This is a genomic window from Paenibacillus sp. J22P143 (genome assembly GCF_059692035.1).
This window is the reverse complement of record NZ_JCAUAQ010000050.1, coordinates 1-16,489: the sequence shown is the minus strand read 5'-3', so window position 1 is coordinate 16,489 and position 16,489 is coordinate 1. Positions and strand designations below refer to the sequence as shown.

Here is a 16,489-nt window from a genome sequence, read left to right as displayed (position 1 = left end):
AAATTTCCAGTACCAACCGAGCTTTTTCCTCTGGGCTGAACTTCCTTCTTGGACCTGTCATACAACTAAGAAACTCCTTTTTTGCTGTCTAGTTTATATGTAGCATTATAGATTATACCAATAATTCCGCCTAAAAGCATTGATTAATAACCTCTTTTGTATTTATTATTACTGCACTGCCTATTTTAATCAAAACGCATTTGAAAATTAATACGTTCTAATTATTATTCAGTTCCATTATTCCTCGTGGTTAGTCAAAACTGCCCATTAGAAGGTAAAATAAAACCGGATGCCGAAGCATCCCTTATTTCACTAATAGTTTAATATAGCATAGCATTAATTAGTTATTTTCTATATACTGTTCTGCTTCGTATCCATCGATAGGGAAATCTTCAACTGTAACAGCATTATAATAAAACTCACCAATTGAACAATTAAGATTAATAAAAATGTCTCTTGGGTTAACAGACTTATCTTCCCATAAATTATCATGGAATACATACCCTACTGTAAGTTTTTCTAAATCCAATACAATGAAATCACCGTTTAAACCCCAGCCTATTATTAGAAGCTTTTCAGCAATACACCGCTGATTTTCCTCATATAAATTTTCACTAGCCATCTCATTGATTTGATAAAAGGACACATGGTTGAATCTAATATGCTGGTCAAAAGAAAAATAATAAAAGAAATCTATTATTTCATTAGGAATTTGATAATCAACTAAAAAGGAAATCATCTTCTCTGATGCTTTTACCTTTTGTAGTTGCTTACCAGTAATACTCAGTTTTAATGCCTTCTCATACAAATTTAAGTCTTTATCCATCTTTCTTCCTCCAAACACACACATATATAATTTAAGTATATCTCAGAGATACAATGTTTCGTTAATCTGCCCGTTAATATAGCGAAGGCAGTCAATCGGAGGTTTGATGAACTAAAGTTTCTCTTTTGAACTTAACAAAGAACGCTTGAATGGTTCTGTCGGGAATGAGATCAAGTTCTTGTCATTAGGTTTTGACAAGAACTTGATCCCATAAAATAAAAAAAACGCGATTTACGCGGCAATTAATGACATCAAGTTCTTGTCACCCGACAGCGGTGGTGTCTAACGACGCAAGATATTTTTCGGCTGCTTTTTTCTCATTTATAAAGCCAGGATTAATTGAAAGTCTCATTGGTAAGTGCGAAAATTCGTTTACCCCTGCCCAATAATCTGTAAATATCCATTTTCACATATCTACTCTCTCGAATTAAGAAGGAAAACTGTACACTCTTTTCCATTAATAATAAGTTCAGTTCCTCTTATGCATGATATATCCCCATAAACAGCATTTATTTTATTGCTTAACAAATTAATGTCAAGTAGTTCATAAACGTACAAATAGAGCTTACTAATAATTAAACATTTGCTGTCCACAATCATTTCAACTTTATTAATATCCTTGTCTTTTCGGTCGATGTCATGTAAATTCCATATTATTATATTTTCTTCAGGAACCTCTACAATTTCATGACCTTTATGCCTTTTATCATAACGAGTTTCCAGTTGCATAGCCAACTCTTTATAGTTTGGATTTCCTTCCCTAAATATTTCTATAAGATTTTTAATCAGTTCTTCTAAGGTACTTTCAGATAGTAGCTTTTTCAAATCATCCCTTGAAGTATCTGTAAACCACGAATGTATATTAGAGTTATTACTATCATTACTGTCATCAATATATCCAATAGGACGAACTTTTCTATACAGGAAATCTCTATTCATATTACTCTCCTCTACTCTTTAAAGAAATTATAGGTTTCACCTAATCTTTCAGAAAATTTGTCAAATAGCATTTTGTTTAAGTCGACCATACAATAATCAACGATATGCGACATTGCCATCTCTCCTTTTTTCTTATTATTCCCAAAAATTAATCCTCTTATCTACCAAATATTATATCAAAAATGGTTCAAGAGAAATTTTGACTTTTAACTGCGAATTTTAGAGTCTCACACACGATGATAATTTGCTGGATAATAAAGCACATAAAGAATCTCTATGATATAGTTTAGGTATAATTTTTTAGAATAGAGGTGAGTAGGGTGTTATCTAATATCTTCGCTAATAATAGATTAAATATAAAAGATATTATAGCGGATTCGCATAAACGATGTAAGTCCTATGGTCTATCTAGGGATTTGGTTCCTGTTTTAGATCCTTATATATCGAAGGAAGAGTTGGAAAAACGTATCTTAATATTTAAAGATTTTATTTCTATTATACGTGTATTTGGCGATGGTGTGTTAAGCACTCTTTCAGAAACAGGTGTTATTATTTTAATTGCAGATAAGGATAACTGTATTTTGGAACATTTTGGTGATGACAAGCTACGTGATTTATTATTTCATTATAATATGGTCCCAGGAACTAATTATGAAGAATCTATTGTTGGTACATCTTCTGTTCATCTAGCAAATCACCATAATCAACCTGTAGCAGTTGTAGGCGAGGATCATTATCAAACACCCTTGCACGGTATGGCTTGTTATTCTGCGCCGTTTTATTTCGATGGAGATATGCTTGAAGGGACAATCACTTTAATGACTTTTGCCGAAGGACATTCCAATTATCGATTAGCCTTGTTAGAGTCGATGGTACAGTCCATTCAAAGAGAGTATGAACTACAACTTAACTATAAAAAGCAGTTAACTGTAAATCATATTCTAACGAGAAATAATAAAAGCGGTGTTATTCTAACAGATATTGATTACAACATCATCGAATTTAATTCCGTGGCCAGTGAATTGATGGGTCTTAGTGCCAGTACAGTCCTGGGAACTTCTTTAAATGCAATATTTCATAATAATTCCATTATCTGTGATTCTATTAGAAATTTACAAGACTTAAGCAATGGGAACATCATGATCAAAAATGACCACGATAGGGAGTTCTATGCTCTTGTAGATATTACACATTTATTGGATGATGGTACATATAAGGGTTCTTTTGTTCAATTGCATGATGTAACAGAGAAACGTCTTTTGGAACAGCACTTAATTGAACAGGATCGACTAACCTATGTAGCTAAGGCAGCAGCTGGTTTGGCGCACGAAATTAGAAACCCACTAACAACGGTTTCAGGGTTCCTTCAATTGTACAAAACCACGAATTCTAAAAAGACAATAGATACATATATCGATCTCCTTCAGTCGGAGCTAACGAGGGTCAATACCCTGATAACAAATTTTGTGGATTCTTCTAAACCGAGTACGCTCGTAAAATGTTCTGTAGATTTGCACTGCTATTTGTTCGATGTGGTATCTTTTATGACAGCTCAATCAAATATCAAAAGTATTCCACTGGTGAGTCAATTCGATGTAAAGGGTACCATTGCTGAGTTCGATAAGTCGCAGGTTACACAAGTTTTGACTAATGTCATTCAAAATGCTATCGATGCTTGTGAAAAGCCTACTAGCGGCGTTTCAATTTATTGTTCTACTGCTAAAGATACCTTTACTATAACCGTTAACGATACTGGTTGTGGTATGTCTGAAAGCACATTAGACAATATCATGACTCCTTTCTACACGACAAAACAAAATGGTACGGGACTAGGTATGTTTATAAGTTACAAAATTATTAAAAGTCATAATGGTGACTTCAGGGTAGAGTCGGTGCTAGGAAAGGGAAGCACTGTCTCTATTACGTTGCCATACTACCAAACGTCGGCGTAATCACCACTTCAAGGCTCTCAGCGCTGTCTGTATCCGCAAGTTTAAAGGCCATCCTTTGCGGAGGCCACTGAAGAACTTGTAGTTTTTCAGAGCAGCTAAGAGACACGAATAAAAAGACAACTATCATTCCCATTTTTTGGGTACGATAGTCGTCTTTTCATAGCTACAACGGCTTTGTTAGTTGGTTCCCTACTACATCAGCTTCAATATTCGCTTTAGATTAACCGTGAATATCGCCATAGCTCCTTGGAGCCACTTCTAACGATTCCCAATAGTAACCACGCGAACATTGTTTAAATATGAACGATACAATCCTGGAGGAAGCATTAAGGATCGCGCTGCCATGTATCTGATTAATGAAGCATAGCGCAGAGGATTGCTAATACCTGGGGGAACAATTATTGAATCTTCTAGCGGCAATTTTGGTATTTCCTTAGCTATGATCGGCGCAGCCAAAGGCTACCGTGTCATCATTCTAGTAGACCCCAAAACGACTAGTGCTAATTTGGCGCTCTTAAAGTACTTTGGGGCAGAGGTTATCGTTGTGACCGAACAAGATGACACAGGCAGTTATCATAAAACAAGAATCTCCTTGGCTAATCAGCTAGCAAAAGAGATTGACAATGCTTATCGCCCTGACCAGTGCTTTAATCTTCTCAACAGTGAAGCGCATTATAACAGCACGGCCCGTGAAATCATGGATGACTGTTCCAATCAGCTTGCAGCCGTCATCACCGCGGTGAGCACTGGAGGTCAATTAGGTGGTATCTCGAGGTATTTGAAGAGGTTCGCGCCTCAGGTGAAGGTTATCGGCGTAGATGCTGTAGGTTCTGCCATATTCGGAGGTCATACCCAATCTTATCGTATACCTGGTGTCGGTCTCGGCTGGACACCAATTAATTTGAACATGGAGCATATTGATTGTACGTATAAAATTACGGATGAACAAGCCTTCCTCACAGCTAGAGCCTTCGCCCGTAGAGAAGGTATCCTTATGGGGCCTTCAAGCGGCGCTTGTGCGCTTGTTGCGCTCAAAGTTGCACAGGAGCTTACTCCTCAGGATCGTGTTGTCTGCATGATTGCAGACGGAAGGGAACGCTATATTCATACCTTATTCAATGACCAATGGATGAATGAACAAGGCTTTACGACAGTTGTTGATATGAATACCATACGTAAAATAGCAGCGAACCTCCAGCCCTGGAGTCTATCCCCTGCCACACTTACAAATTACAGGTTAGACTTAACTCAGAGCCTCGAGGTTCCAGAATCTACACTTGGTATGAATTCAGAAGTTCTCGCCCGTAAAACGTACCAACAAGAAAGTTCTATATTTATGGATTAATCGTAACCATTTCCCCTTGGATTTAGGGAGACGTATGTTTTTCTTAACAGTCACCTTTTCTTGCTCCTCACTTCATTGTTTGTATTGAACCATGACGATCTATGAATTCGAATGTTTCCGCACATTCCTGAAGTAGTCGACAGAACGAACGGTTGTGGCCTATGTAAAAGGATGAAAGATCGTATCGATTCCTTCCGGGTTCAAAGGATACCAATACACGATGTTTCATGCGCTTCATTGTCAATTGTACGAATTGCTCTGCTCGTTCCGAGGCTATTAGCGTAAGGTACGCATAGAGAGAATGGTCTTCAGGCTCATCGAGAGGGCTAACACCCGCGCAAGAAAATTCAGTCACGATGCCCTTCTGCTGAAGGGATGTCAACGCTGGAAACAATTGCAGATCCACATGGATACTTCCAAACAATGTGGTCAACTTCACCTGCTTGCGCTTCTTATCTCGAGCAACCCATTGCAGTAATTCCTCTCCTCGGCGATGCCACTGCGCTTTGGAGTGTTGGCTCATTATGATTTCTTTGTCCTCATTGGCATTCATCCTCATCAGACGGCCAGACCTCCTTCGGATATCTCTTCAATTAAACAGAAAAGCCGGACAAGCAGTCCGGACTTCCCATGTTCTCCTTATCGTGTTTCACGATGAAGCGTAACACGATTCAACCTTGGACAAAACTTTTTCAACTCAAGACGAGCTGGGTTGTTTCTTTTGTTCTTGGTCGTTGTGTAGTTTCTATCACCTGTTTCAGTACACGCCAAAGTAATAACGACTCTCATTCCGTTCACCTCCTATCGGTAACCTCTCAATTGCTTCTATTGCGGCAATGGACAGGCTTCTGCCATTTCCATCATCGAATTCGGCAAGAGATCTTCGAATTGATTCCAATCTCCTTGCAGTTCAGCATCCGTTAATAAGCATGTATCTAGCGAGGCAACAATTTCAGCACGATCCATTTCTATCCCAATGAAGACAACTTTATTAATCCGATCTCCATAGGTGTCATCCCAGTGCTTAATTTGATCAGCATCTTCCTCAAGAACAGCATCTCTTTCGCCATCGGGTAGCGCAGATACCCAATATCCTGCTGGGCCGAACTGAATGGAAGGTCCTGCCTGACTTAAATTCTGAGCATAATCATTACGAGTCGCTAACCACATGATGCCTTTCGCCCGTACAATCTCAGCAGGCCAATCTTCCATCCAGCTCATCAACCGTGATGGCTCAAAGGGTCTTACTCGTTCATAGACAAAGGAGGAAATACCGTATTCTTCCGTTTCGGGGGTATGGGTTTCCTTCTCCATTTCTCTCATCCAACCTGCAGATGTACTAGCCTCATCGAAATTGAAGAGATGCGTATTCAGAATTTCTGCGGGAGTAACCATTCCCTGCACAGAACGAATGAATTTCGCTCTTGGCTGAAAGGCACGGAGTACACTTTCGAGCTCCTGCAGCTCGTCTTCTTCCAGCATATCGCATTTGTTCAAGATCAGGACATCACAGAACTCAATCTGATCAATAAGAAGATCTACAACTTCCCGCGTGTCATCTTCCCCAACGGCTTGACTGCGTTCAAGCAATGTCTCTCCGGAGGAATAATCGGTCCAGAAGCGATAAGCATCAACCACAGTCACCATCGTATCCAGTCGGCAGAATTGGGTCAAATCTATACCTTTTTCTTCATCCAAGTAGCTAAATGTTTGTGCGACCGGTAACGGCTCGCCTACACCAGTTGATTCAATGAGAATATAGTCAAATTTCTCCTCTTTGGCTAGCCGTTCCACTTCATTCAATAAATCCTCACGAAGGGTACAGCAGATACAGCCATTAGACATCTCCACTAGGCTTTCACTCGTTCGAGATAGTCCGTTGCCTTCTCTTATCAGATTGGCATCTATGTTGACCTCGCTTAAATCATTGACGATGACGGCGACTTTCAAGCCATCCCGATTATGAAGTACATGATTTAGAAGTGTTGTTTTACCTGCTCCCAAATAACCGCTTAATACCGTGACAGGTATTCTATGATCTGACATCTTGATATCTCCTTAAGTATTCGTAATTTTTATGTTTTATAAGTAAATGCATGGTTTGCTTGGTTGCTATTTATTCATTGAAGTGCGGTTTATTCATTTAACGCTTTCTTCAATGCTTCAAGATTTTTGCTCATAACACCGATGTAATCGAGGTTATTCTTCTTGTCCTCATCCGTTAAACCCTCGATTGGGTTAAGGACATCCGTTTTGGCGTTAATTTCTTTCGCTATTGTTTGAGCCACTTTGGGATCCACTAATGTCTCAAAAAAGATCGTTTTTACTTGATTATCCTTGGCAAATTTGATGATGTCCGCCATCTTATCTGGTGCTGGTTCTTCTTCAGGCGAAAGTCCAGCAATTGGCACCTGCGTTAAGCCATACTCTTTAGCTAAATAACCAAAAGCAGCATGCTGCGTAACGAAAGCTTTCTGTTTGACACCTTTGAGAGCGGTTCGGTACGATTCATCCAAGGCTTTAAGCTTTCCGATAAACACATCTGCATTTTTACGATACTCATCTTTATGCGCAGGATCTGCTTGTGTTAAGCCATTTACGATAGACTCAACCTCTTTTTGAGCGAGAACAGGATCGAGCCAAACATGAGGGTCCAAAATTTTACCGCCATCAGCCTCTTTATGATCTTCTTCCTCTTCCTCCGGTAACCCTTCCATAAAATCAATACCTTTGCTTGCTTCAACAACGACGCGCTTCGTATTCTCAGCACTCTTCAGTGCTTGTTCTGCCCAGCCTTCAACAATACCGTTGTAAACAAACACACTCGCTTCCTTCAATTTTTTCATATCTTTCGCACTAGGCTCCCAATCATGCGGCTCAACGCCAGAAGGGATTAAGGCAATGACATTGGCATGATCACCGGCAACCCGCTTAGTGAATTCATACATCGGATAAAAAGTTGTTACAACATTTAGCTTCCCATCACTAGAACCCGTCTTAGAAGCACATCCCGTTAGAAGTACAGTTGATAATGCAGTGAAAGCGAGTGATTTAGCTACCCAAGTTTTTTTCATTTTCATGATTCCTCCAATTTATTAGAAATGATAAGTATGTTACATCGATTCATTACTCATTTGATGCATGCTGCTGAATGTGCTTTCTTCAGCTTGAAGCTTCTTTTTGTTGCTTGCTTTACTGAGTATCACAACAATATGTTTAATGCTTAAACCTGCAATAAGAACGAAAAGCAATAGAATGGCAATGGTTCCTCCTGGAGGTGTACTTAATTTATAAGATGCGGTTAACCCTGAGAAAACTCCCAGTAAACCTATTCCCATTGCAATAAAAAGGGACGAAATGAAGCTAGGCGCAATGCGTATGGCCAGTGCCGCAGGAAGCACAATTAGCGCCGAAACAAGAAGTACACCAACAATGGGCATAGCCGCTGATACAATCATGCCGGTTAAGACACTAAAACCAAGGGAAATCCATTTCACGGGGAGTCCATTCGTCTTTGCTGTATCTTCATCGAATGTAATCTGATAAAGCGGACGACAAAACAGAAAGAAGAAAACGCCTCCGATCAAAGCAACTGCTAGCATAAGCAGCAGCTCCGTTTCATTCACAGCAACGACAGAACCGAATAAATAAGCAGAAAATCCTTTATTAATACTTTGATTAAGACTCATGATGATTACCGCTGAAGACAAACCCCCGACCATGATGATCGCAACAGAAATTTCACTATAAGATTTATATGACCTCCTAACATATTCAACAGCAATAGCACCCAAAGTTGCTACAACAAATCCAGCAAACATTGGATTAATGTGCAGGTAGGCGCCACCTGCTACGCCTGCCAATGAGACATGAGAAAGCATATCTGCCATAAGTGCTTGTCTTCGAAGCATGAGATACACACCTAGAATAGAGGCAATAACAGCAATCAACCCACCGGCACAAAATGCCCGCTGCATGAAGTCGTAGTGCAACATTTCCATCTGCCATCCTCCTTCCTCTCCAGTTCAATAATCCGATCAAGGTAAGGTGCTACTTCGGCAAGACCATGCGTCACCATGACAACGGTTCGCCCGTGAGCTTTCACTTGGTGTTGCATGAGCTGATAGAAACCGAAGCGACTATCCTGATCCATCCCTGTCGTTGGTTCATCGAGAACAAGCATATCGGGCTCCTGTGCAAGAGCTCTGGCGATGCATATCCGCTGCTTCTGACCGCCTGAGAGCTCCCCAATTTTACGCTTTCGTAAATCCCACATCCCCACCTGACGCAGCGCATTCTCCGTCAGCACATCATCTTCCTTACCAAGCTTCCGAAACCAGGATCCACTTGCATATCTGCCCGAACATACAAACTCCAATATGGTGCTCGGGAATCCACTGTTGAAAGCCGAAATTTGCTGCGAGACATAACCGACTTGCAGCTTCTTGCCCTCTTCATTCGAAGGAGACAAGTAGACACTCCCCTTCCAAGGTTGAATTAAACCCAACATGAGTTTAAGCAGCGTGGATTTGGCCGCACCATTCGGGCCAGTCACAGCAACGAACTCACCTGACTTTATCTCTACACTGGCATCTTGGATACAAGGAATATCGTTATAACCAAATTCGACTTGAGTTAAAGATGAAATTAGCATACATGTAGTCCTCCGTTCATATATGTAATTATTACGAATATCAATTATGAAAAAATGTGAGAATGAATCACAAAATGAGTTGTTCAAAAACGTAAAAATTACGATATTAAATCATTAATCGTAAAAATTACTTATTATAACGAGAAATATAGCTTTTTTATGAAGCTGTGTCAATAACCAAATAAAAATACAAATCTTGCAGCCACCACTTTTTTATAATACAATTTAAATCGTAAACATTACTTTTAAATTCCCAGTAAAGGAGCCCTCCATTTGTGTAAAGTTCCCGTTATTGTTATGAGTGGTTTCCTAGGCAGCGGCAAGACGACACTGCTGATACGCCTGCTGCAAGAGGCTGCCGACTTCAACCTACTGCCTGCTGTTCTTATGAATGAGCTGGGGAAACAAGACGTAGACGGACATCTTCTCCAAGAAGCCTCACCTGATGTGAACCTCGCCAAATTACTCGATGGCTGTATCTGTTGCTCCAAGAAGAGTGACATTAGTGATTCCATTAAACAGCTATTAGTACGCAAGCCCGATGTCATTCTCATTGAGTTGACCGGAGTTGCCAACCCAGAAGAAATCGTTGATGCGCTCACAGAACCCGCATTGCTTCCATTTGTGAAATTGCATAAAGTCATTACCGTTCTAGATGCTGAGAATGTGCTCGACTATAACAGTATCTTCGCTTCGGACCGTGAACTCGTTCACACGATTCGCAGACAGATGGAAGTTGCGGATCTGCTTATTTTAAACAAAATCGATCTAGTCACAGACAAACAACTAAAGACTATCGAGAAAACAATTCGTAAATACAATGAACGCTCCTTGTTACTTCCAACTGTAAATAGCAAATTCGATTTAAACCTTATTTTCGGAGACCTCCCCTCTAGACAGTCTCAGCCTGCAAGTTCACTGACTTTTAGCAAGAGCATCCATATCCAAAAAATTGTAAATACCTTGAAAACAAAAAATGAGTCGACTACGCCAACAAAATCTTTCTCACGTATTCAGAGCATATCCATCCCAATTGTGAGTGACCTTCCTATTACTCAAAGCTTTATTGAGCGTTATTTATCCCATTGGGGTTATAAACTCCTCCGTGCTAAAGGTTATTTATTAATCGGTACTAAACGAGAATCGTTTCTCATGCAATTTGCTGGCAAGCGTATAAACTGGCAACCAACATCTTTTCAAGGAACTCCTTATCTTGTTCTGATCGGCTTAGATCTGGACATTAGAGCACTCGATAACGATTGGGAGAGACGTTTACACGAACTACAGTAGTATTTATTAAGATTAAGGAGTTTACAATGCCGAATAAGATATACAACACTTCGATGCAAATTATGGCGGTAATTTGTTTCATCTTAATCGTTCTTCTTCTCAAAGATATTGATTTTTTATCTAGTTTTTTTACGAAAGAGCACCTGCAAACATTTAAAACCATCTTCATCAGCATTCTCCTTGAAGCGATGCCTTTCATTTTAATTGGCGTATTACTTTCTTCTTTTCTCCAAACATTCGTCTCTGAGAAAGCAATTCAGCGATTTATACCCAAAAACCCTATACTTGGAATTCTGTTCGCATGTCTGCTTGGTATACTGTTTCCGATGTGTGAGTGTGGTATGATTCCCGTCGTTCGAAGACTTATTCTCAAAGGCATGCCAGTCTACATCGCTGTCGTATTTATTATAACCGGACCGATTATTAACCCGATTGTGATTGCGGCTACTTTCATGGCCTTTCGCAATAATCCTTCTATTGCATATTCTCGAATGGGACTAGCTTTCCTCGTGGCCATTGTTATTGGGTTAATCCTTTATCGTTTTATTAAAAGCAATCCGTTACGGATCAGTCGGACAAGTTTTGCAACCGGTCCAGAGTTAGAAAGCCATCAACATGCGGGAGGCATTTCAAGTAAATTAAACACATTTTTCGTCCACGCTTCGAATGAGTTTTTTGACATGGGCAAATATCTAGTCTTCGGTTCCCTGCTTACAGCAATCATTCAAGTTTTTTTGCAGCGTGAAAGCTTGCTTGCAATAGGACAAGGTCCAATCAGCTCCCACTTTTTTATGATGGGTTTTGCGTACATCCTTTCCTTATGTTCGACCGCAGACGCTTTCGTTGCGTCCTCCTTTCAAACGTCATTTACATCAGGTTCATTGCTTACTTTCCTTGTATTCGGTCCCATGCTTGATTTCAAAAGCACGCTTATGCTGCTTGCGGTGTTTAAGTCCCGATTCGTCTTGCTACTCATACTCTTAATTTCAACGATCGTTCTCGCTTGTTCACTGCTTTGGGAGTATTTTTTATTTTAAAAATTAGCCATAGGAGGTATCTCATTGAGTCAAATTCGTATAACCAGCTTTCATTATTTCCTTCGTACGCTTATTTTGCTTGGCTTTTCCGGCTATATCGTGTTCCTTTCCAAATCAGATGCACTTCAATTTTACATCGCTCCGCGAATGATGATCTATGTTAAATCAGCTGCGGTTATTTTATATATCATCGCTAACTTTCAAGGCTATCTAGCACTTCGTGCCTACTGGGGCAAGCCAGTTGCCTGTGAATGTGAGCAGCCCGTTTCGCGATCAAGTATCCGTAATTCAGTCGCTTACGGACTTCTAGTAATACCTCTGATGATCGGCTTTTTACTACCAGATACAGCCTTAAACAGCGCTATGGTTGCTGCCAAAGGAATGAATCTTTCCGCCGGCACATCCAGTTTGGCCAAACCCAAAGTAACTTCATCTACCGAAATTAACAACACACCGAGTCCAAATGAAAATAGTTTAGCTGTGACCGCTTCCCCGACCCCTTCAACGGTCAATCGCGACTCACAGCAAGATACTGATATTGAGCAATTATTCAAAGCACCAGATGAATGGAGCGAAGACTTTGCGAAGATGGGCGTCATTCTCTATAAAAAAGATCAAATCGTTGTGGAACCCGATATTTATATGGAAACCCTGTCAACCATCGATCTCTTCAAAGATATCTTTATAGGCAAAAAAATTGAACTTACCGGTTTTGTTTATCGTGCGGCCAAAATGACACCCAACCAATTTGTTGTTGGCCGATTTACGGTAAGCTGCTGTTCAGCAGATGCTTTTCCCTATGGCGTAATGGTAGAATTTCCAACAGCACAAAACTACCCACAAGATATGTGGATTAAAGTTAGCGGTACCATCCAAAATGGTAACTATAATGGGAACGATATTTTCAAAATCGATGCCACCCAAATCGAAAAAATCACTGCTCCTACTTCGCCATATGTTTATCCGAATTTCGAACCGCTTAATGCGCTGAAGTAGTTGAGGAAAAGTGATATTAGTCTGTCTGATACAAAAAGTGAGCGAATTTCCTTAAACAAAAATGATCTGGACCCTCTGTCAAGGACACTTGAAAAAAAGAGTGGTTTAAGTCTAAGAGGCCGACAATAGATGATTCCTGTATTGTGTAGTATTGTACAGGGGTCATCTTTTTTGATCCCCATTGATATCATGATATCGATTATTGTTGTAGTAGCGGATGTAAACGCCAATCTTACTTTGTAGTTCTGCTAATATTCGCAGCTACAGAGGTCAACATTGTCTTTCATATGACCGAAAAAAGATTCCTGTGGCGCATTGTCCCAGCAATTGCCTCGCCTAGACATGGATTGACCTAACCCTTTTTGCTTTAAAAGTTCTTGGTATTTCGGACTCGTATAATGACTTCCTTGATCCGAATGGATAAATGCTTTTTTGTGCAACTTCAATCTTCTTTGCTTCACGAGTGCCTCGATTGTGTCTGTAGCAATGTCCAACGTAAGGCGGTTGGATAGGTTGTAAGAAAGGATCTCTCCTGTTGAAGCGTCTAGTATGGTCGACAAATAAGCCGTCTCTGAGCGGCCGTATGGGAGGTAAGTAATGTCGGTGAGCAAGGCAAGCCCAGGAACACCTTTTCTAAAATCACGATCTAAACGATTAGGAAGCGTTCGATGTTCTTGAGTCGCCTTAGCCATACGTTTGTAAGGATTGGGTTTTCTATGAGGACAGACGAGGTCGAATTTCTTCATAAGCCTGCGGATTCTCTTCAAGTTGTAGTTCACGCCAAACTCGTTCTCAAGGGTCATCTTAATTGAACGAGAACCCTTTTTAAAGCCCTTTCTATTGAAGGCTTTCTTGATAAGTTCTCCAGCTTTAGCATCCGAAAGAGACCGCGCTTTGCGGGTATCTACAGCTTGAATGTAGTTGTAGTAGCCAGCGAGATACGTGAAGTAAATCGCAGAGGTAGCGAGTCGTACGTCCTAAACCCTGACCTACAGTCTCTTTAATGAGCTCAAATAACTTATTCTTACTTAGGTTCTTTCCATTTGCTACCAGCAACCTTTCTTTCGTGTCTAGCTTTTTTAACAATTCCACCTGAGACTCAAGAAGTCTAATTCTTGCTTCCTGTCTTGTAATCACTTCATCCTGGGATAGTTCACGCTTCAGAGGACGTCCAGAAGCTTCCTTACGGGAGTCGGCTGACATGTAAAGGTCGATGAACAACCGCTTAAATTCATCGGCATAGGTAATTGATCTCTCGCTTATCTTGGCAACGTATTTATTCGTTGATAAATGCTTTCGTTCTTTTTCGCTAAAGATTGTTTTAGACATGATGTAATCCCCTCCGGTGCTTACTTTAGTATACAAAAAAAAGTACCCATAGTCTGAACACTTTTTCAAAGTGTCCAGACTATGGGTACCAGTGTATTATTTACTATTGTCTTTTTGAGTGACTGCAGTTTTAATTTTCATGGGAGTTGAATAGGCTACCGATAAGCTTACCATTTTCAGTTCTCTACTATGTGAGATTTTCAGGGTAGTTAAACGGTTTAAATTCAAATGTTTCCGCACTTTCTTGAAGTAGTCGGCAAAAAGAACGGTTGTGGCCTATGTAAAAGGATGAAAGGTCATATCGATTCCTTGCTGGTTCAAAGGATACCAATACTCGATGGCTCATACGCTTCATGGTCAATTGTATGAATTGCTCAGCTTGCTCTGAGGCTATGATTGTAATATACGCGTAGAGGGAATGGTCTTCTGGCTCATCGAGCGGGCTAACTCCCGCACAAGAAAACTCAGTCGCTATGTCCTTCTGCTTAAGGGATGTCAACGCGGGAAACAATTGCTGATCCACCTGGATATTTCCAAACAGAGTGGTCATTTTCGCCTGCTTGCGCTTTTTATCTCGATCTATCCACCGCAGTAATTCCTCCCCGCGACGATGCCACTGTGCTTTGGTTTGACGGCTCATTATGATTTCTCTATCCTCATTGGCATTCGTCCTCATCAGAAAGCCAGACCTCCTTTGCATACCTCTTATTCAATTTCTTCAGTAAACAGAAAACCCGGACATTATAGTCCGGAATCTCCAAATTAATCTTATTGTGTTTCACGATGAAGTGTATCTCGATTCATCTTAGACAAAACTTTTCAGTTCAAGACGAGTTGGGTTGTTTCTTTTGTTCTTTGTCGTTGTGTAGTTTCTGTCACCTGTTTCTGTACACGCCAATGTACCCGTTCACACAAAAGGCTGCATGGCAGCCTTTTGTGGTTTGTTCTACTATTGTTACCCGCTAGTCAAACACGGTTAATTCTTCTTCAAGCATCATTAGAGTTTAATCACCTTGCCCTTAGAGCTGTTCTGTCACTTTTAGCAAACGGTCCAATGCATAAGCCGCTATAGCGCCTACAATATATCGGACCAAATCTGCATATAAGAATCCTTTTCCGAGTATTAGCCCGCCAAATAGAGTGTTTCGTAAGTTGATTATCCATTCTGCTTGGTACAATTGGCTGCATTCAATTACAAAACAGAACCCAATACTAAGCACCAGGGCTTTCATAGATAACATTCGGATGAATAGTGCACGAACGCCGAAATAAATCATAGCCGCCCAGAGAGCATCACCGAAATGTTTCACCACAAAATCGGGCAGCGCGGAGGTATTCATCCTCGAACCGATCCCAAGCATTATGCATACCAATACTGCTAGAAGGTACTTCCCTCTTGTTCTCACAAATCCCCTTCCAATCAATAAGATTTTTATCCAACTCTGAAATGACACTAATAATTGATGTTACTGTCTCCAAAAAACAACAAGATATATTAATAATACCATCATACACCAATCAAATTCCTCTTTGTACCACTCCGTTATACTGCCCGAGCTGAGAAAGCTGCCGTTCTATGCTGTCGGGAAGTTGCCTCCAGTTAAAACATATTGGAGTTCTTTAGAGTTATTTCAAGTGTTTCCCCATCAAGTTCTAACTCCACATGGTTGTCCCAGTTCAAAAATTCATCACATGTTATTGCTAATTTATTGTTAGACCAACCATGAAATTTAATTGTATCCATTTTTAACGGACTATCTACTGATATCTTATCTTCTAATGTTGATTTAATGATTTCGATATTATAATAATCAGCTAAAATGAAATCCCCTAATGTGGTTACTGTTAGATTTTGATATTGAGGCTGGGATTCATATTCAACTAACTTTTCACTGACACTGTCAAGTCTATATAAATAATCTGAAGTTAGAACAAGTACGGAATTATACTTCATTGATACTGAAACATCTCGTGGAAATCCTCTAAAGTTTCCACACCATTCGGTTAAATTATAATGCTACATATAAACTAGACAGCAAAAAAGGAGTTTCTTAGTTGTATGACAGGTCCAAGAAGGAAGTTCAGCCCAGAGGAAAAAGCTCGGTTGGTACTGGAAATTTT

The 16,489-nt window shown here is 40.2% G+C and carries 16 protein-coding genes and 2 pseudogenes; 5 read left to right on the top strand and 13 right to left on the bottom strand.

The features are described from left to right. Window positions 1-340: 340 nt before the first annotated feature. Together AC58PQ_RS29135 and AC58PQ_RS29130 are read right to left on the bottom strand one after the other, a co-directional pair. Window positions 341-826: a hypothetical protein gene (locus AC58PQ_RS29135; RefSeq protein WP_497247818.1), complete on the bottom strand. Its 486-nt coding sequence runs from the start codon at window positions 824-826 to the stop codon at window positions 341-343. A 414-nt stretch (window positions 827-1,240) separates the two neighbouring features. Then, entirely contained in the window at window positions 1,241-1,765 is a 525-nt protein-coding gene (locus tag AC58PQ_RS29130; protein WP_497247816.1) for a hypothetical protein, read from the bottom strand. Between the two features lie 320 nt (window positions 1,766-2,085). On the opposite strand from AC58PQ_RS29130, the gene AC58PQ_RS29125 reads away from it, so the two are divergent. Continuing rightward, window positions 2,086-3,717: an ATP-binding protein gene (locus tag AC58PQ_RS29125; protein WP_497247814.1), complete on the top strand. Its 1,632-nt coding sequence runs from the start codon at window positions 2,086-2,088 to the stop codon at window positions 3,715-3,717. Between the two features lie 376 nt (window positions 3,718-4,093). Further along, a complete protein-coding gene (locus tag AC58PQ_RS29120; protein WP_497247812.1) occupies window positions 4,094-5,062 on the top strand; it encodes a cysteine synthase family protein in 969 nt (322 codons plus the stop codon). 67 nt (window positions 5,063-5,129) lie between these two features. Here the strand turns inward: AC58PQ_RS29120 and AC58PQ_RS29115 are convergent, their stop codons facing one another. The 6 genes from AC58PQ_RS29115 to AC58PQ_RS29090 all read right to left on the bottom strand — a co-directional run bounded on the left by AC58PQ_RS29115 (window position 5,130) and on the right by AC58PQ_RS29090 (window position 9,716). Continuing rightward, window positions 5,130-5,621 (bottom strand): hypothetical protein, encoded by a 492-nt coding sequence (locus tag AC58PQ_RS29115; protein WP_497247810.1) that lies wholly within the window; start codon window positions 5,619-5,621, stop codon window positions 5,130-5,132. An 80-nt stretch (window positions 5,622-5,701) separates the two neighbouring features. Beyond that, window positions 5,702-5,851, bottom strand: coding sequence for a 50S ribosomal protein L33 (rpmG, locus tag AC58PQ_RS29110; RefSeq protein ID WP_171636579.1), 150 nt, complete (start codon window positions 5,849-5,851; stop codon window positions 5,702-5,704). A gap of 36 nt (window positions 5,852-5,887) precedes the next feature. Then, a complete protein-coding gene (locus AC58PQ_RS29105) occupies window positions 5,888-7,108 on the bottom strand; it encodes a GTP-binding protein (protein WP_497247808.1) in 1,221 nt (406 codons plus the stop codon). Window positions 7,109-7,197: 89 nt separating this feature from the next. Next, window positions 7,198-8,136 carry a metal ABC transporter substrate-binding protein gene (locus AC58PQ_RS29100; protein ID WP_497247820.1) on the bottom strand — a complete coding sequence of 313 codons (939 nt, stop codon included), beginning with the start codon at window positions 8,134-8,136 and terminating at the stop codon, window positions 7,198-7,200. A gap of 39 nt (window positions 8,137-8,175) precedes the next feature. Beyond that, window positions 8,176-9,063 carry a metal ABC transporter permease gene (locus tag AC58PQ_RS29095; RefSeq protein WP_497247806.1) on the bottom strand — a complete coding sequence of 296 codons (888 nt, stop codon included), beginning with the start codon at window positions 9,061-9,063 and terminating at the stop codon, window positions 8,176-8,178. Continuing rightward, complete coding sequence (locus tag AC58PQ_RS29090; protein ID WP_497247804.1) at window positions 9,009-9,716, bottom strand: metal ABC transporter ATP-binding protein; 708 nt, start codon at window positions 9,714-9,716, stop codon at window positions 9,009-9,011. The genes AC58PQ_RS29095 and AC58PQ_RS29090 overlap by 55 nt, the downstream gene beginning before the upstream one ends. A 273-nt stretch (window positions 9,717-9,989) precedes the next feature. On the opposite strand from AC58PQ_RS29090, the gene AC58PQ_RS29085 reads away from it, so the two are divergent. Genes AC58PQ_RS29085 through AC58PQ_RS29075 form a run of 3 tightly spaced genes read left to right on the top strand, consistent with a single transcriptional unit; the run spans window position 9,990 to window position 13,039 of the window. Continuing rightward, window positions 9,990-11,006, top strand: coding sequence for a CobW family GTP-binding protein (locus AC58PQ_RS29085; RefSeq protein WP_497247802.1), 1,017 nt, complete (start codon window positions 9,990-9,992; stop codon window positions 11,004-11,006). A gap of 26 nt (window positions 11,007-11,032) precedes the next feature. Beyond that, window positions 11,033-12,043 (top strand): permease, encoded by a 1,011-nt coding sequence (locus tag AC58PQ_RS29080; protein WP_497247800.1) that lies wholly within the window; start codon window positions 11,033-11,035, stop codon window positions 12,041-12,043. Between the two features lie 24 nt (window positions 12,044-12,067). Beyond that, complete coding sequence (locus AC58PQ_RS29075) at window positions 12,068-13,039, top strand: TIGR03943 family putative permease subunit (RefSeq protein ID WP_497247798.1); 972 nt, start codon at window positions 12,068-12,070, stop codon at window positions 13,037-13,039. Between the two features lie 148 nt (window positions 13,040-13,187). Here the strand turns inward: AC58PQ_RS29075 and AC58PQ_RS29070 are convergent. The 5 genes and pseudogenes from AC58PQ_RS29070 to AC58PQ_RS29050 all read right to left on the bottom strand — a co-directional run. Further along, window positions 13,188-14,368, bottom strand: a pseudogene (locus AC58PQ_RS29070) (IS3 family transposase); the annotation flags it as partial. 187 nt (window positions 14,369-14,555) lie between these two features. Beyond that, window positions 14,556-15,044: a hypothetical protein gene (locus tag AC58PQ_RS29065; RefSeq protein WP_497247796.1), complete on the bottom strand. Its 489-nt coding sequence runs from the start codon at window positions 15,042-15,044 to the stop codon at window positions 14,556-14,558. Window positions 15,045-15,136: 92 nt separating this feature from the next. After that, window positions 15,137-15,266: pseudogene (rpmG, locus tag AC58PQ_RS29060) on the bottom strand (50S ribosomal protein L33). Between the two features lie 121 nt (window positions 15,267-15,387). Beyond that, the gene (locus AC58PQ_RS29055; protein WP_497247794.1) at window positions 15,388-15,708 is read right to left on the bottom strand and encodes a ribosomal maturation YjgA family protein; all 321 of its coding nucleotides are present in this window, start codon (window positions 15,706-15,708) and stop codon (window positions 15,388-15,390) included. A gap of 260 nt (window positions 15,709-15,968) precedes the next feature. Continuing rightward, the gene (locus AC58PQ_RS29050; RefSeq protein ID WP_497247792.1) at window positions 15,969-16,322 is read right to left on the bottom strand and encodes a hypothetical protein; all 354 of its coding nucleotides are present in this window, start codon (window positions 16,320-16,322) and stop codon (window positions 15,969-15,971) included. Window positions 16,323-16,489: the final 167 nt, after the last annotated feature.

Excerpts from the sequence above, each read along its gene's own strand:
- AC58PQ_RS29135 (WP_497247818.1), bottom strand. The coding sequence starts at position 826 with ATGGATAAAGACTTAAATTTGTATGAGAAGGCATTAAAACTGAGTATT.
- AC58PQ_RS29130 (WP_497247816.1), bottom strand. The coding sequence starts at position 1,765 with ATGAATAGAGATTTCCTGTATAGAAAAGTTCGTCCTATTGGATATATT.
- AC58PQ_RS29115 (WP_497247810.1), bottom strand. The coding sequence starts at position 5,621 with ATGAGGATGAATGCCAATGAGGACAAAGAAATCATAATGAGCCAACAC.
- rpmG (WP_171636579.1), bottom strand. The coding sequence starts at position 5,851 with ATGAGAGTCGTTATTACTTTGGCGTGTACTGAAACAGGTGATAGAAAC.
- AC58PQ_RS29105 (WP_497247808.1), bottom strand. The coding sequence starts at position 7,108 with ATGTCAGATCATAGAATACCTGTCACGGTATTAAGCGGTTATTTGGGA.
- AC58PQ_RS29100 (WP_497247820.1), bottom strand. The coding sequence starts at position 8,136 with ATGAAAAAAACTTGGGTAGCTAAATCACTCGCTTTCACTGCATTATCA.
- AC58PQ_RS29095 (WP_497247806.1), bottom strand. The coding sequence starts at position 9,063 with ATGGAAATGTTGCACTACGACTTCATGCAGCGGGCATTTTGTGCCGGT.
- AC58PQ_RS29090 (WP_497247804.1), bottom strand. The coding sequence starts at position 9,716 with ATGCTAATTTCATCTTTAACTCAAGTCGAATTTGGTTATAACGATATT.
- AC58PQ_RS29080 (WP_497247800.1), top strand. The coding sequence starts at position 11,033 with ATGCCGAATAAGATATACAACACTTCGATGCAAATTATGGCGGTAATT.
- AC58PQ_RS29065 (WP_497247796.1), bottom strand. The coding sequence starts at position 15,044 with ATGAGGACGAATGCCAATGAGGATAGAGAAATCATAATGAGCCGTCAA.
- AC58PQ_RS29055 (WP_497247794.1), bottom strand. The coding sequence starts at position 15,708 with ATGAATACCTCCGCGCTGCCCGATTTTGTGGTGAAACATTTCGGTGAT.
- AC58PQ_RS29050 (WP_497247792.1), bottom strand. The coding sequence starts at position 16,322 with ATGAAGTATAATTCCGTACTTGTTCTAACTTCAGATTATTTATATAGA.